The organism is Corynebacterium cystitidis, from assembly GCF_900187295.1.
Classification (GTDB): Bacteria; Actinomycetota; Actinomycetes; order Mycobacteriales; family Mycobacteriaceae; genus Corynebacterium; species Corynebacterium cystitidis.
This window is the reverse complement of the sequence record NZ_LT906473.1, coordinates 657,521-671,936: the sequence shown is the minus strand read 5'-3', so window position 1 is coordinate 671,936 and position 14,416 is coordinate 657,521. Positions and strand designations below refer to the sequence as shown.

The window sequence follows — 14,416 nt, the reverse complement described above, 5'->3', positions numbered from 1 at the left end:
CCTTTTACATATCCCACACCTTAAAGCACATCGCACACTCCGAATCGCCAGCAGGGCGCGTAGCAAACTCGAGCACTTCCTGCGGGCTCGGGTGATTTGGTAGGTCAGCCAAATATTCTTTGTGGGCGGCAAGTGAGGCCACACCCTTGTCAAAGAACTCCCCCGCCACATCCTGGTAGTGGGTAGGATCAGTCACACCGCCTACCAAGAACTTGGAGGCCGCGTGTGGGGCGCCTAGATCGTCGAAAAGCCACTTATTGCCCGCATCGCGGACCGCATCAGCTGTGGCCTTGCCGGTCACGCGGTGGTCAACATGGTTGATGCCCCAAGGCGCCTCAAGGTCAAAGTTAGAGGTAACAACCCAGTCGGGCTTGAGCTCACGGATCGCCTCCGCGATCGCCTTACGTACGGGGATGCCGTATTCCATCAGCCCATCGGGAAAGTCAAGAATCCGCAGCTCAGTAACGCCGACAATGTCGCAGGCCCGCTGCTGTTCTTTGGCACGTAGCGGGCCTACTTCGGCCGGTGGGCGCTGCATGCCGGCCTCGCCAGCAGTCAGCAGCAGGTAGTCCACCGTGATGCCTTTAGCAGTCCAGGCGGCCACGGCCGCAGAAATGCCGTATTCCAGGTCATCCGGGTGGGCGACAACGCACAAGATGCGCTCAACACCGGTGGTGTCGAGGGGCGCGAGCGTGGTGTCGGTGTTTTCAGTCTCGATCTTTGTTGCCATGACATCATTGTAGCGGGGCCGGGTGCACGTGACTAGGAGCGCTTGGTAAAGCCCATCCGCGGCCGAAACGCCTGCGGGTGCTTCCGTTGTGCAACAGCATCCGCGATGATCAGGCGGAACTTCGGGTCTTGCACCGGCATATGCGCGATGGAAAACCAACCGACATCTACGGACTCGTCGTCACCAACCAGCGGTTCCGCACCAGGGTCTTCAGGCTCCAAGCGAATGGCAACAGACTGATAACTTGCCTGGTCACCATTGTTATGAACAACGGGCCCAATCGCACCAACACCTAATAACGCCTCCGGGGTGGCCTGAATACCTGTCTCTTCCTTGGTTTCACGTACCGCGGTGACGTGGGCTTCCTCGCCTGGGTCGCAAATTCCGGTCACGGGTGTCCACGTGCCATTATCGGCGCGACGCACCAGCAATACCTCGGGCACAGCCCACGGCGAATCATCGGTAGAATCACGCAGCACAACAGCGGTAACCGCGGGTATCCACATCGGATCGTGCCCGATTTTCTTTCGCGTTTCGACGATAAACTCTGGGATCGGCATAACCTTCGCGGGAACCTTTCTGCGGCGGCGCAATGTTCACTAGTACAGACGCGCCCAGTCTAGCCCTAGCCCTAGGCGAGGCCCAGGCGAGCCGGTGGTGCTGGCTAGAATGCTATTGCGGGCAAAGCCGGCTGTGCCAGTCTCCGCTTTTCTTCTCCGCTATCCTGAACATATCTATCAGGTTTTGTACACACGATTTTCAGCTGAAAGGCAACGCCTATGTCGTCGGATAACTCTAAGAACCCCAACCCGTACGGCCCACCACCACAGGGACCATCCCAGCCTTCGGTGCCGAACCCATACGGTGAGAGCACCCAGCCGGGCCAACCGGGCCAGCCGGGCCAACCGGGCCAGCACTTTCCGCCTGGGCAATCAAACGACACTAGGCAGTTCGGTGGCCCGCAGCAACCCAACTACGGCCAGCCCTACAACCAGGATCAAGCGCCCAACCAGAACCCTTATGCCAACCAGCCCTCCTCCGGCGGGCAGCACTACCCCAGCGGGCAGCCCTCCTCCGGTGGGCAGCAGTTCAATCAGCCTAGTGCTTCCCCCCAGTACGGTTTCGCGGGAGCACCAGCGGCGTCATCGTCAAGCGCGGGTACAACCACCTCGGGCTCCAACATGACCGTGTTCATAGTCATCGGCGTCTTGGTGGTGTTAACAATCATCGCACTAATCGCATCTTTTGCGCTGTTCAGCGGTGGTAACGACGTGGATCCGGCGGCGGGCAGTACCACATCCTCTCCTGCTAGCACCAGCGCTACAGGCACCAGCGAAGCATCATCGACGCAGCCGACGGAAACTAGCTCGGCCCAAAATGGGTCTACAGCGTCGTCCAAGCCTGGCGAGATCGTAGTCGATGACACCACGGGGCAAGACTATGACTCGATGATCATGGGCATCGAACTATCCGACGAGATGAAAGAACATGTCGATGCTGATGTGTTCGCCGACGTCACCCTGGATAAGTTCAAGGAGCCAATCCGCCCAGGAATGGATTACGTCGTCTCTGCAGTGATGGTTCCCGATGCTCTGGATAACCCGGAGAAACTCGTTGAGGCAATCAACAAGCTCACCTCCCGCTATTGCTTCTTCGGCTTCGACGCCAAGGGAACCCGCCGTGCCGACACCCGTATCGGGGTCGACGCCGCCTGCCAAGAAGAAACTGACGTTGAGGAGTTCGTCTCTGTCATTAACGCAGTGCGTGACCATGATCCATTTCAGATCGAATCCTCCGCAATTGGCTCCCATGATTACCGGGTTTCCTTCAACGACGTCAATCCAGACACCATTGAGCAAGACTATGGCAACCTCCGCGCTCCCGAGGGCGTACGCATCCGAGTCACCTTCTTCCCCCGTGATACGTCCGACTTCCTGTGGTACACCCTCACCTCTGACGGTTTGGTGGAAGACGAGCGACCTTGAAAACAGGCACTGGAACCATGGCGGTTCACTTTGATCGGTTTCGACTTCCACCACTAAACTTCTATCTACTATGAGCACCTCGATAACGCCCGCGAAGCCCCGCCGCATACTGCCTGCACCAGTGTTCGTGTTGGGCTACGGGGTGCTCCTCATCTCCGCTGTGGTGTTAATCGTCCTGCTTGTCAACCACGAAGCCAGTAGCGAAGCAACGCCGCAACCCAAAGAGAAGAAGAACAGCGCTGGGCCAACATTTGAGACAGACCCACAGGCCACCCTTGGATTGGTTCAGCCATGGCTTATCGACGAAGCGAGCGCGGCTCCCGCCCAAAACGGACTCCGGCTCGAAGGGATGCTCACCGAAGCAGCCGACGCCAACCCCAGCGCTTTAGCCATCCACATCGATCAACTGCTCATGAGCACCTGCCTGACAAACCTGGCCCTCGAGACCCCGGACAACATGCAGCTAGATTTCTGGGGGTTCTGTTATAGCTCGATGCCACCAGAGCAGCTCGAAAAACTGATCACCGACGCCAGGGTAACCGGCGCCGACTCGCTAGCCATTCTCGACTTTCCTGGCAGCAACCACGACAAAGAAGTCTTCTATACGTGGTTTGCTGACACAGACCGCGAACAGGCCGAAATTGAAAAGAAGTGGACCGTGATCACCGGGGATAAGGACATCGAACTGATCTCGCTAAGCCTCTACGGCCCGGATTCCATCCAAGTTGTGGATTTTGAAGAAGGTGGCAAGCCAACGAGGAAGGAGTCGCCGGCCAACGAGGCATTCGACCAGCGCTGGGCCCGCTAAACGTCGTTCAGTGCAGTGTGGCGTCGTTACGTGCGCATGTGCTACCAGGGCTGTTCAATCAGCGCTGCGTCGGGGACCACGGTGCTGATGACATCCAAAGTGGCGTCCATATTCGTATAGGACATGAGCATGGATTGGCTTTCTTCAGTAGCACAATCTTCCACGTTGATGCCCGCCTCGGTGCCAGACACCACCCCAATAATCGCCGCCCGGCCATTTACCTCCGTGAACACCGGGCCGCCCGAATCGCCCTTCGCCGCGCACACCTGGGCAAGATCCCCCCGAGTCTCGATGGTGGTGCCGCTATCGTCCGTGACAAGCTGAATCTGGTTGGGCTGGCCGAACTGACCACAGGTATAACCGGTGGTACCACCGGTCTTGCACACGTCGATCAGCTCAGTGTGCAGATCGACAACAAGACCCGTTGGGATCGCGTCACCGACAACCTCCATCGCACGACTGGGGTCGGTGATCTCAATGATTCCGATGTCGATGTTCTGACCTGTGCCTCCAGCACCTTCTGTGCCTGGGGGCTGCATACCGGAATAAATGAAGGTACCGGCCTCCACCCTATAGTCCTCGGCGTGCGTAGCATTGGTGGGCCACACCAGATCGCCGACCTTGCCACAATGCCCGGCCGTCACCGCATACGCGCGACCATCCTCGCCGGTAAAACTGAACGCCACCGTGCACGACTGGGCGGTGAATGTTTGCCCCGGCTGCGGATAGAAATCTGTCAACTGAATTAACGTGCCCGGTGCCCACGGCGCGGAAGTCGGCGTGAGCACCGTGGATTGTGGGACCACATTCGGATCCACCGGTGGCGGTGTTTGGGCCGACTGCTTCACGGCTACCTCTTCCGCCGACGGCGTTGTTACATCGTGGGTGGTTATCCCCATCCACACCACAATCGCCACGACAAATGCGACCACCATGACAAGGGCCGACCATAAGGTCAGCCCCGCACCGGTGTGGCCTTGCGCTTGGCGGTGTCGTCCAGTGGAGTTGCTCACAGTCTTACTGCCTTACTTCTCGGGCTGCGGGCCTTCAGCATCCATTTCAGCAGCAGCGACATCCTTGTCACCGTTCTTACTCTGGTTCTGGCCCTTCTCGGCTTCCTCGGCCTGGATCTTCATGTCGCGGATGAACTTCTCCGGATCGAACTCGGTGAAGTATTCCGGGCCTGCAAATTGTTCCTGTGCCATCAGTGGCTCCTTTACTCCAGGTTGCTCCAGCTTGCTTTGGGTTGATTCAGGTTTCGGGTTGATTCAGATGAGGTTTGCCCCGACGAGGATTACTTAACGTCTGACTTGGCAATGGATTCTGCGATGAATTCCTTCACCTTTTCGGCATCATTCGGCATATCAGCCACGTGGCGATCTGCGCCCATAATATCCGCGAAGCGCTCAGGGATCTCCGGCTCCTGCCCGATTGATTCCACAATGGTCTCAGAGAACTTCACTGGCAGCGCCGTCTCCAGCACCACGATCGGGGTGTCAGTTTCGTCTTCCCACTCGCGGGCAACCTTCACTGCGTCCGCTGTGTGCGGGTCGATGATGATGTCGAACGCCTCGTGCAACGCCTTGATTGTGGCAACGCGGTCCAAGTGTGTGGACTTGCCCGAGTAAAACCCGAACTCATCGCGCACCTTCGAACGGGTGACATCATCTTCCAGGGAGAAACCGCCGGTGTTCACCGCCGTGCCGAAGAGCTCGTCGATACGCGTGGCGTCACGGTCCAACAGGTCGAAAACAAAGCGCTCAAAGTTCGACGCCTTGGAAATATCCATCGACGGCGACGAAGTCGCCAGAGTTTCAGCCGCCGAGCGCGGAATGTACTTGCCGGTGGTGAAAAAGTCATTGAGCACGTCATTTTCGTTAGTAGCCACAATCAAGCGGTCAATCGGCAGCCCCATCTGGCGCGCAATATGGCCGGCGCAAATATCACCAAAGTTACCGGTAGGAACGCTAAAGGACACTTTCTGATCATTCGACTCAGTCACGCGCAGCCACGTGGAAATATAGTACACCGTCTGCGCCAACAAGCGCGCCCAATTAATCGAGTTGACCGCGCCAATGCGGTACTTTGCCTTGAACTCAGCATCAGCATTGACGGCCTTGACTACATCCTGGCAGTCATCAAACACGCCATCCAAAGCGATGTTAAAGATATTCGGATCATCCAAACCGAACATTTGCGCCTGCTGAAACGGCGTCATCCGCCCTGCCGGAGTCAACATAAACACGCGGATCCCGGTACGCCCGCGCATCGCATACTCCGCCGATGACCCAGTATCACCCGACGTCGCACCCAAAATATTGATGGTCTCACAACGCCGGCCCAGCTCGTACTCGAACAGCTCCCCGAGCAACTGCATCGCCATATCCTTAAACGCGGCCGTCGGCCCGTCGGACAAGTGGGCAATCATGAGGTGGTTGTCGACACGCGAAACCGGCACAATCGCCTCAGTCGCAAAATTTGGGGTGCGGTAGGCACGCGCCGTAATCGCCTCGATATCTTCGTGCGGAATGTCATCGATATACAGCTTCAGCACCTCAGCAGCCAACGCCGCATAACCCTTCTCCTCTAGTAGCGTGCGCCACTGGCTCAAGGTGTCGTCGTCAAGCTCTGGATACTGAACCGGCATGTACAGCCCGCCGTCCGGGGCGAGTCCACCGAGCAAAGTATCGGTGAACTTAGATGGGGTACGGGAAGAATCGCGAGTTGAAATATAATCCACGGACACTAGCTTACGTGGAGCACCCGACACACGGGCAGAGTAGGGTGCACCATATGCCTAAATCCCAGCCTGCACCGCGACCGAACCCGCGCCCCAACCCCCGCGACGTTGTTACCACCAAAGCACTTACCGTGTGGGTGGCGGCGCTGGCTGTCTACATCGTGGCCATTTTAGGCCGGACCTCTTTCGGCGTGGCCGGCGTGGATGCCATCGAACGCTTCGAGGTGGACGCCTCCCGCATCGCGGTGTTCACCGCAGTACAGATCGGCGTATACGCGCTGGCCCAGATCCCCATGGGCCTGCTGATCGACCGCTTCGGGCCCCGTAAAATGCTGGTGATCGGCGCGCTGATCATGGCTGTAGGCCAAACGATCTTGGGCTTAACGACGAGCTACTGGGTAGCCATTGGTGCCCGCGTTCTCATCGGGCTGGGCGACGCCACCGGGTTCCTTTCCGTGATGCGCATCCTCCCGTACTGGTTCCCCATGAAGAAAACACCCCTGTTTACCCAACTCACCTCTGCCTGTGGACAAGTAGGCCAGTTCCTCTCGGCGGTACCTTTCCTCTGGCTGTTAAACACCTCCGGCTGGACCGTGGCGTTTTTAAGCCTTGGTGCTACGGGAGTGCTGGTGTGCCTGGCGGCCATCGTCGCTGTGTCTGACACACCGGAGGGCTCCCGCGGCGAAGAAATGCAGGAGCGCGCCCGCCAACGCGCCGAACGGCTTTCCTTAAGCAGCGCGCTGAAAACCGTGTTTAGGTCCGCGGTGTGCTGGCAGGCTTTCTTCCTGCACTGGGTGTCCATGGTGTACATGCTGGTGTTTTCCCTGCTGTGGGGTGTTCCACTGATGACGCTGGGCATGGGACTTTCCGAGCCACTTGCGGGCACGGTGCTCGTGATCAACACCGTAGTGACCATGCTGGCCGGGCCCTTCATGGGTGCTGTCTCCTCGCGTGCGGGTCAGCGCCGCGAGCTCGCTGGCATCCTCTTTTCCCTGGTGCACTCGGTGGGCTGGGTCGTGTTCTTGTGGTCCCCTACCCCGCGTACTGTGGCCGCGGTGATTGTGATGCAGCTGTTCATCGGAATCTTAACCCCAGCCGCCAACTACGGTTTTGACTCTGTGCGCGAAAAACTGCCGCGTTCGGTGGTTGCGACAGGTACCGGCATGGCCAATATGGGCGGATTTATCGCAGGCATGCTGGCCGCCCAGCTAATGGGAGTGATGCTGGATTACTCCTCCCACGGGTTGGAATACCAGTGGGCTGACTTCCGCTTTGCCTGGCTAGCCGTCTTCTCCGTGTGGGCGGTAGGCATGGTCGGCTTGATTATTGCCCGTGTCGTGCTGAAACGCACAGAGGCAGCCGTGACATCGTCCGGCCCCGTGGTCATCGTTGATGACCAAGAACCACGCCACGGCGACTGACCCCTGTCAGTTCTGGCGTGGTGGTTCCTGCTTGCCAGTGAGGATGTCAATCACACTGCGGATCGCCGCATCTCCAATCTGGCCCACTGTGTCCGAGGCGATCGACGCGCTGCGCGATTGCGTATGTGCGCTACCAGCATTCCCGTTGCGATCCAAGTTCAGCCTGCTCACCCCAGGCGTCGTCACCGTAAGAGAGAGCGTGCTGCCCTCCAGCTGCAGCGGTGCCAGGTGGTCCACGCCTGCCACCTCTGCCGCCTGGACTAGTGCCACGAGGTCTGAGTACGTTGCGTCTTCTAAATTAATTGTCATATTTACAGCCATGCCACCATGTTAAACGCTAAACGCAGTCAGCGTTGGCGCCCGAAACACCCCTACTGCTCAAATTCGAAGGTGGGCACCTCACCCCAGAACACTTCCTCCACCACGCGGTGGGCACGCCGGGTGGTGCGCAGGTAGTCCTCCAAGAATTCCTGGTTATTGTGGGGGGCATACCCCAACGCACCAGCAACCTGAGCCAGCTGCGGGCCGGGGCTGGGTAGCTGGTCGGCACGTTTGCCGCGCACAAGTACCAGCGCATTGCGGGCGTCAGTAGCTAGCAGCCACGCCGCCTTGAGAGATTCCACCTGTTCAGGTGCAATTATTTCGGCGGCCTCTCCAGTGGCCAAAAAATCCAACACGTCCAAGGTGGAGGTGTTGTGCAGCTGCGGGTACTCGTCGGCATGCATCATCGTGAGCAGTTGCACGGTCCACTCCACGTCGGTCAGACCCCCGCGGCCCAGTTTGGTGTGGGTGTTGCGGTCGGCGCCACGCGGCAACCGTTCATTATCTACGCGTGCTTTGATGCGGCGGATTTCGCGAATATCGGCCTGACTTGCTCCGCCAGCCGGATACCGGAAACGGTCAATGGCCTGCAGAAATTTCGTCGAAAGCTCCTTGTCACCAGCCACATGGGTGGCACGCTGCAGTGCTTGTTTTTCCCACACGCCTGCCCACTGGTCATAGTAGCGCTCGTAGGACCCTACGGTGCGGGCCACAGGGCCGGACCTGCCCTCAGGCCGCAGCCCCAAGTCCACCTCTAGTGGTGGGTCCCCCGACGGCTTGGACAGGCGCCTGCGCAATTGATCAATAATCTTCGTGGTCCAGCCCAGCGCTTCCGATTCCTCAACACCGGCGGTAGGTTCGGCCACAATCATCACATCCGCGTCAGAACCATAACCCAGCTCATTGCCACCCAACCGGCCCATACCAATCACAGAAATGCGTGCCAGTGGCTCCTCTGCTCCACGTTCAGCCAGTTCAGCGCGTACTTCCGCGAGTAGTGCGGCTTGCAGCACAGCGCGCCACACCCAGGTCAGCTCGTCGCATACCTGGCGCACATCCATCAACCCCAGCAGGTCGGCAGAGGCAATGCGCGCCAGCTCGAAGCGTCGTAAAGCACGCGCCGCGTTTACAGCTTTATCCGGGTCGTGGTGGCGTTTCGAGGCCGCGATGATCGCCTTGAACACCTGGTCCGGCGCCGCATCGAGTAGCCGGGGCTGCTTCGCACCATCGCCTAAGAGCTTAACGACGTCCGGCGCGCGGATAATCAGGTCTGATGTGAAAGGCGAGGTGCCCAGGATTGTCATCAGGCGTTTGCCCACGATGGTTTCGTCGCGAAGCATGCGCAAAAACCAGGTGCGGTCAAACGCGGCATCGGACAACTTGCGGTAATTGAGCAGACCGGCATCTGGGTCCGCGGTCTCTGACAGCCACTCCATCAGCGTGGGCAGCAGGATCGCCTGCAGTTTCGCCTTGCGGCTAGCACCCTTGGCCAGCGCGTTCAGGTGCTCCAACGCACGCTCCGGGTGCAGGTAGCCCAGCGCCGCCAACTGCAGTTTCGCTGATTGGGCGCTTAACGACGCCTCGTCCGCGCTAAGCTGCGCCACAGAGTTCAGCAGCGGGCGGTAGAACAACTTGGCGTGCAAGTTGGATACGCGCCGGCGTACGTCACGAAGGTGTTTGTCTAGCTCTTCCACCGCACTGTGCGCCACCGTGGCGGTAAACCCGGCGGTGGTGGCCAGCCATTTCCGCGCTTCCGTGTGCTCTTCAGCGGGCAGGGCATGGGTGCGGCGGAAGCGGTGCAGCTGCAGGCGGTGTTCCAGCAGGCGGAGAAACTCGTAGGCCTCGATGAGGCTGGCGGCATCGCTGCGCCCGATATAGCCACCATCGGAGAGCGCGCGGAGTGCTTCGACGGTGTTGAGCACCCTGAGGCCCTCGTCGAAACGCCCGTGGACAAGCTGGAGTAATTGCACGGCGAACTCCACGTCGCGCAAGCCGCCGTTGCCCAGCTTGAGCTCGCGGTCGCGCATGTCGGCGGGCACGGTGTCCAGCACGCGGCGGCGCATAGCTTGCACGTCATCGACAAAGCTGTCGCGGGTGGAGGCCTCCCACACCATCGGGTCGACGGCCTTTGTGTACTCGCGGGCCAGCTCCATGTCGCCCGTCATGGGGCGGGCCTTCAGCAGCGCCTGGAACTCCCACGTCTCGGCCCACCGCTTGTAGTAGGCCACGTGGGAATCGACGGTGCGCACCAACGCACCAGACTTACCCTCCGGGCGCAGGTTGGCGTCCACCTCGAAGAAACACGCAGAGCCGATGCGGTTGAACTCGCTGGCTAAGCGTGTGGCCTTGGTGGTAGCGGGTTCGGCGACAAAGATCACATCCACATCGGAGATGTAGTTCAGTTCCTGGGCGCCACACTTTCCCATGGCAATCACGCCCAGGCGGGTATCCGGCTCCTCGTCGCCGTAAACAGTGCGCACCGCCACCGCCAGCGCCGCGGTCAAGGCGGCATCGGCTGCGTCGGTGAGCAGCTGCGTCACGTCTGTAAATTCGAGGCGGGGTTCATTCGCGCCGAATCCCTTGCGCGCGGCGAACGTGCCCGCCAAGTCAGCGGCGGCGACACGCATCATAAGGGTGCGATACGCCATGCGCAGAGCGTTTTTAGCGTCTTTTCCTTCCAGTTCGGCGCGGTAGGTCCCCGGCCCAGTGCCCACAGTCGTCGCAGACGCGTCAGCGACGGCACCGACCGCGCCCAGCATGGTCTCAAACAGCTCTTCGCGTGTGGGGCTAGGCCGCTGCAACTCTTTCCACAATTCCGGGTGGGCGGCCAGGTGGTCGCCCAGCGCCGAAGAACCACCCAGCAGTGCCATGAAACGGGTGCGCAAAGTGTCATCGTCGTCAAGCGCGCGGAGCAGCCCGCCGTAACCCTCGCCGAGGTTGTCGCGCAGTCGGCGGGCAGTATTCAAAGCGAGGTCTGGGTCGCCACAACCCGCCAAAGTCCAGCGCAAGGCATCACTGTCCCAGCCTAGAGCCTCCAGGTCTGCGGCGGCGTGTTCACTGGTCAGACCCAGTACAGCCGGGGACGGTTGGTTGCTGCGTGCCACAGCGCACACTCCTTTACAGCCTTTAGATGTTGAAATTGGTGGCTAATTCCCACTCGGTGATCTGGTCTGTGTACTCGCGCCATTCACGCCATTTGGAGCGCAGGAAGTATTCAAACACCTGCTCTCCAAGCACCTCCGCCATGAACTCGGACTTCTCCAGGTGGCGCAGCGCCTCATCCAAGCTGCCAGGCAGATCACGGTAGCCCATGGCGCGGCGCTCACGGCGGGTCAACGCAAACACGTCATCTTCGGCGGGCTCGGTTAAGGTGTACTCCTCGCGGATCCCTTTCAGCCCAGCAGCCAAAATGGCTGCATACGCCAGGTAGGGGTTCGCGCCGGAATCTGGGGAACGTACCTCCACCCGCCGCGATGCAGGCTTGTTCAGGCGGTACGTCGGCACGCGCACCAGCGCCGAACGGTTGGAAATACCCCAGGTCACGGCGGTGGGTGCCTCGGCGCCGAACTCGAGGCGTTTATACGAGTTGACAAACTGGTTGGTCACCGCCGAAATCTCATGGGCATGCACCAAAATGCCTGCCACGAAGCGGCGGCCTGTCGCCGACAGGGAGATCTCATCATCCGGGTCGTGGAACGCGTTGGTATCGCCCTCGAACAAAGAAAAGTGCGAGTGCATCGCCGAACCCGCGTGCTCCTTAAACGGCTTGGGCATGAACGTGGCGCGCACCCCAGAGTTGGCGGCCACCGTTTTGATCAGGTAGCGGAAGGTCACCACGTTATCGGCCATGGTGAGCACGTCTGCATGGCGCAGGTCAATCTCCTGCTGGCCGGGCGACGTTTCATGATGGGAAAACTCGGTGGTAATGCCCATCGATTCCAGGGCATGAATCGCTTCCCGACGAAACTTCGGTGCGCGATTATACGCAGACTGGTCAAAATAGCCACCGGAATCCACAGGCACTTCCCTGTTCTCACGGTTGACCAGGTAAAACTCAATCTCGGGGCCGACGTTACAGGTAAAACCTTCGTCGGCAGCCCTGTCCACTTGGCGGCGCAGCACATGGCGCGGATCCGCAAAAGAAGGGTTACCGTCCGGCATGGAAATGTCACAAAACATGCGCGCGGAAATCAGGTCTGGTTCATCAGCATCAAACGGCAGGATTTGGAAGGTGGAGGGGTCTGGCAGCAGCAGCGTGTCAGATTCGCTAATGCGCGAAAAACCCTCAATGGAAGAGCCATCAAAGCCAACGCCTTCCTCAAACGCGCCTTCCAGCTCTAAAGGGCTCATCATGACAGATTTGAGGCTGCCGGAGATGTCGGTAAACCAAAGCCGGATGAATCGGATACCGCGTTCTTCGACCGCGCTGAGGACATATTCCTGTTGGCTATTCATACCCTCGACTGTAGCGTTTCCCGCCAGCTAACATGATGGGCATGAAACCAGGAGTTTTGGAAGTAGAAGCGAAATTCGCCGTCGACGATTCTACCCCTCCCCCGGATCTCACCGCCTTGGACGCGGTTGCTGCCGTAGGTGAGGCCCGCGACCATGCTCTGTCTGCGATTTACTACGACACTGCGGATTTACGCTTGACGCGCGCGAAGATCACTTTAAGACGACGCACTGGCGGCAAGGATGACGGCTGGCATATCAAACTGCCCGCCACCGACGGCCGCCTGGAACTGGGAGCGGAGTTGACTGATCCTGCTGTGGTGCCAGAAGAGATCTGCTCGCAGGTGCGCGTGATCGTTCGCAACCAGCCTTTAGAACCCATTGCCCAGGTGAACAACAACCGCAGGGAAACCACACTTTACGACGACACCGGCGCCCCTGTGGCCGAGTTCTGTGACGACAGGGTGACTGCTTGGTCGCTGCTGCCGGGCGGCCAGAAGCAACACTGGCGTGAATGGGAGCTGGAGCTGGCAGGTGCGCTGCCCGGTACGCAGGAGGGCACTGAACTTATCCGTGCTGCCACCACGTTGTTAATTTCGGCAGGTGCGCGTGTTTCTGCAAGCCCCTCTAAGTTGGTGGCAGCTTTAGGTGACACCGTAGAGTCTGCTCCCCTGCCGCCACATCTAGCCGGTGTACCGCTGGATGACAACGACCCAGCCTTTGCGGTGGTAGAGGCTGTGAAGGCCAACCGTAATTCTCTTGTGGAGTGGGACCCGAAGGTGCGCCGCGACGAGTGGGACTCCGTCCACCAGATGCGTGTGGCCACCCGCGAGCTGCGTAGCCAGCTGGAAACCTTCGAAGGGGTGCTGGCTAATGATCAGATGAGCTATATCGAAGACGAGCTCAAAGAATTAGCGCGGGTGCTCGGTGTTGCCCGCGACGCCGAAGTGGTGGAGGAACGCTTCCACGACCTGCTCGACTCCGACCCCACGGGGCTGATCGACGACACCGCGCGGACACACATCCACGACGACATGCGCAAAGAATATAAGGCGGCACACGCCGACATTATTCGCGTGCTTGATTCGGACCGCTACCTGTCTTTGCTTGATGCCATTGACAATTTGATTGCTACGGCGTCCTCACAGGCTGGGTCTGCGACTGTAGGTTCCGCCACTGCAGAGCCTTCTGCTGAGCCATCTGCTGAGCCATCTGCAGAACCATCTGAGGTCCTCTACGACCACCTGGCCAAAGCCTACAAGAAGTTGATGAAGCGCCACCGCCGAGTGCAGAACAACTATGACAACCCGGAGCTGAGCCTTTTCCAGCGCGAGGAGTACGTCCACGACACCCGTAAAAGCGCGAAGAAGCTACGCTACGCCGCGGAAGCTGTGTGCCAGGCATCCACGTTGAAGACGGGCAAACTAGTGAAGCACTGCAAGACGTTGCAGTCCCAGCTTGGCGATTTCCAGGATGCGGTGACAGCCCGCAACCGATTGCGCGACCTCGCCGATTCTGCCGCCAAGCGTGGTGAGAACACCTTCGCCTACGGCATGCTGTACCAGGTGGAAATGGGCAACGCCGCCACAGCCCTTGAAGGCTACGGCGACGTCGTCGCTAAGATCAGGCGGGCGTTTGACCGCCTGAAGAAGCAGCGTTAGTTCTTCTCCCAGGACGCTGGCTCGCCCCAGTTGTCGTCGGCTTCCTCGGCGCGGTCAGCGGCCTTGGTGCGCTCGTTGGCGATCTTCATCGCGTTTTCGGCTTCTTCGCGCGTGTCGTAGGGGCCCATGCGGTCATCCCAGTTGGTTTCTTTCCCCTGAGTCACCTCGCCGGTCTTCGTGTCGTAATAAAACTTGTCAGCCATAAAGTCCTCCTTAGTTTTTGTGGACCCCACTCTACCCGCGCCCCGTTGGTTCCGCGTTGGTAATGTAGGTGCCAGCTCCCACCTCGTAGAAAGGT

At 59.5% G+C, this 14,416-nt stretch carries 13 protein-coding genes; 4 read left to right on the top strand and 9 right to left on the bottom strand.

What is annotated here, in order from left to right; translation table 11 throughout:
* Positions 1–4: 4 nt before the first annotated feature.
* Both CKV99_RS03210 and CKV99_RS03205 read right to left on the bottom strand, forming a co-directional pair.
* On the bottom strand, positions 5–730 hold the full coding sequence (locus CKV99_RS03210) for a PIG-L deacetylase family protein (RefSeq protein WP_092260370.1): 726 nt from the start codon (positions 728–730) through the stop codon (positions 5–7).
* Positions 731–762: 32 nt separating this feature from the next.
* Positions 763–1,290, bottom strand: a complete 528-nt coding sequence (locus CKV99_RS03205) for an NUDIX hydrolase (RefSeq protein WP_092260368.1) — start codon at positions 1,288–1,290, stop codon at positions 763–765.
* 219 nt (positions 1,291–1,509) lie between these two features.
* On the opposite strand from CKV99_RS03205, the gene CKV99_RS03200 reads away from it, so the two are divergent.
* Together CKV99_RS03200 and CKV99_RS03195 are read left to right on the top strand one after the other, a co-directional pair.
* Positions 1,510–2,715 (top strand): hypothetical protein, encoded by a 1,206-nt coding sequence (locus CKV99_RS03200; protein WP_092260367.1) that lies wholly within the window; start codon positions 1,510–1,512, stop codon positions 2,713–2,715.
* 70 nt (positions 2,716–2,785) lie between these two features.
* Positions 2,786–3,523 carry a hypothetical protein gene (locus CKV99_RS03195; protein WP_143063469.1) on the top strand — a complete coding sequence of 246 codons (738 nt, stop codon included), beginning with the start codon at positions 2,786–2,788 and terminating at the stop codon, positions 3,521–3,523.
* A 41-nt stretch (positions 3,524–3,564) separates the two neighbouring features.
* Here the strand turns inward: CKV99_RS03195 and CKV99_RS03190 are convergent, their stop codons facing one another.
* From CKV99_RS03190 to thrC, 3 genes are all read right to left on the bottom strand, one after another.
* Complete coding sequence (locus CKV99_RS03190) at positions 3,565–4,536, bottom strand: trypsin-like serine protease (RefSeq protein WP_231910155.1); 972 nt, start codon at positions 4,534–4,536, stop codon at positions 3,565–3,567.
* 12 nt (positions 4,537–4,548) lie between these two features.
* Positions 4,549–4,728 carry a hypothetical protein gene (locus CKV99_RS03185; protein WP_092260363.1) on the bottom strand — a complete coding sequence of 60 codons (180 nt, stop codon included), beginning with the start codon at positions 4,726–4,728 and terminating at the stop codon, positions 4,549–4,551.
* 89 nt (positions 4,729–4,817) lie between these two features.
* Positions 4,818–6,263, bottom strand: a complete 1,446-nt coding sequence (gene thrC, locus CKV99_RS03180; RefSeq protein ID WP_092260402.1) for a threonine synthase — start codon at positions 6,261–6,263, stop codon at positions 4,818–4,820.
* Between the two features lie 53 nt (positions 6,264–6,316).
* Between thrC and CKV99_RS03175 the strand changes: the two genes are divergently transcribed.
* The gene (locus CKV99_RS03175; RefSeq protein WP_092260361.1) at positions 6,317–7,684 is read left to right on the top strand and encodes an MFS transporter; all 1,368 of its coding nucleotides are present in this window, start codon (positions 6,317–6,319) and stop codon (positions 7,682–7,684) included.
* A gap of 6 nt (positions 7,685–7,690) precedes the next feature.
* On the opposite strand, the gene CKV99_RS03170 is transcribed toward CKV99_RS03175, so the two are convergent.
* The 3 genes from CKV99_RS03170 to CKV99_RS03160 are packed head-to-tail and all read right to left on the bottom strand — an operon-like array spanning position 7,691 to position 12,460.
* The gene (locus CKV99_RS03170) at positions 7,691–8,005 is read right to left on the bottom strand and encodes a hypothetical protein (protein ID WP_231910154.1); all 315 of its coding nucleotides are present in this window, start codon (positions 8,003–8,005) and stop codon (positions 7,691–7,693) included.
* A gap of 50 nt (positions 8,006–8,055) precedes the next feature.
* Positions 8,056–11,109, bottom strand: a complete 3,054-nt coding sequence (locus CKV99_RS03165; protein ID WP_092260359.1) for a bifunctional [glutamine synthetase] adenylyltransferase/[glutamine synthetase]-adenylyl-L-tyrosine phosphorylase — start codon at positions 11,107–11,109, stop codon at positions 8,056–8,058.
* A 22-nt stretch (positions 11,110–11,131) separates the two neighbouring features.
* A complete protein-coding gene (locus CKV99_RS03160) occupies positions 11,132–12,460 on the bottom strand; it encodes a glutamine synthetase family protein (protein ID WP_092260357.1) in 1,329 nt (442 codons plus the stop codon).
* A gap of 41 nt (positions 12,461–12,501) precedes the next feature.
* On the opposite strand from CKV99_RS03160, the gene CKV99_RS03155 reads away from it, so the two are divergent.
* Positions 12,502–14,118 (top strand): CYTH and CHAD domain-containing protein, encoded by a 1,617-nt coding sequence (locus CKV99_RS03155; RefSeq protein ID WP_092260355.1) that lies wholly within the window; start codon positions 12,502–12,504, stop codon positions 14,116–14,118.
* On the opposite strand, the gene CKV99_RS03150 is transcribed toward CKV99_RS03155, so the two are convergent.
* Positions 14,115–14,321, bottom strand: a complete 207-nt coding sequence (locus tag CKV99_RS03150) for a hypothetical protein (protein ID WP_092260353.1) — start codon at positions 14,319–14,321, stop codon at positions 14,115–14,117. The two genes, CKV99_RS03155 and CKV99_RS03150, sit on opposite strands and share 4 nt — an antisense overlap.
* Positions 14,322–14,416: the final 95 nt, after the last annotated feature.

Excerpts from the sequence above, each read along its gene's own strand:
- CKV99_RS03185 (WP_092260363.1), bottom strand. The coding sequence starts at position 4,728 with ATGGCACAGGAACAATTTGCAGGCCCGGAATACTTCACCGAGTTCGAT.
- CKV99_RS03205 (WP_092260368.1), bottom strand. The coding sequence starts at position 1,290 with ATGCCGATCCCAGAGTTTATCGTCGAAACGCGAAAGAAAATCGGGCAC.
- CKV99_RS03175 (WP_092260361.1), top strand. The coding sequence starts at position 6,317 with ATGCCTAAATCCCAGCCTGCACCGCGACCGAACCCGCGCCCCAACCCC.
- CKV99_RS03160 (WP_092260357.1), bottom strand. The coding sequence starts at position 12,460 with ATGAATAGCCAACAGGAATATGTCCTCAGCGCGGTCGAAGAACGCGGT.
- CKV99_RS03150 (WP_092260353.1), bottom strand. The coding sequence starts at position 14,321 with ATGGCTGACAAGTTTTATTACGACACGAAGACCGGCGAGGTGACTCAG.
- CKV99_RS03210 (WP_092260370.1), bottom strand. The coding sequence starts at position 730 with ATGGCAACAAAGATCGAGACTGAAAACACCGACACCACGCTCGCGCCC.
- CKV99_RS03195 (WP_143063469.1), top strand. The coding sequence starts at position 2,786 with ATGAGCACCTCGATAACGCCCGCGAAGCCCCGCCGCATACTGCCTGCA.
- CKV99_RS03155 (WP_092260355.1), top strand. The coding sequence starts at position 12,502 with ATGAAACCAGGAGTTTTGGAAGTAGAAGCGAAATTCGCCGTCGACGAT.
- CKV99_RS03200 (WP_092260367.1), top strand. The coding sequence starts at position 1,510 with ATGTCGTCGGATAACTCTAAGAACCCCAACCCGTACGGCCCACCACCA.
- CKV99_RS03170 (WP_231910154.1), bottom strand. The coding sequence starts at position 8,005 with ATGGCTGTAAATATGACAATTAATTTAGAAGACGCAACGTACTCAGAC.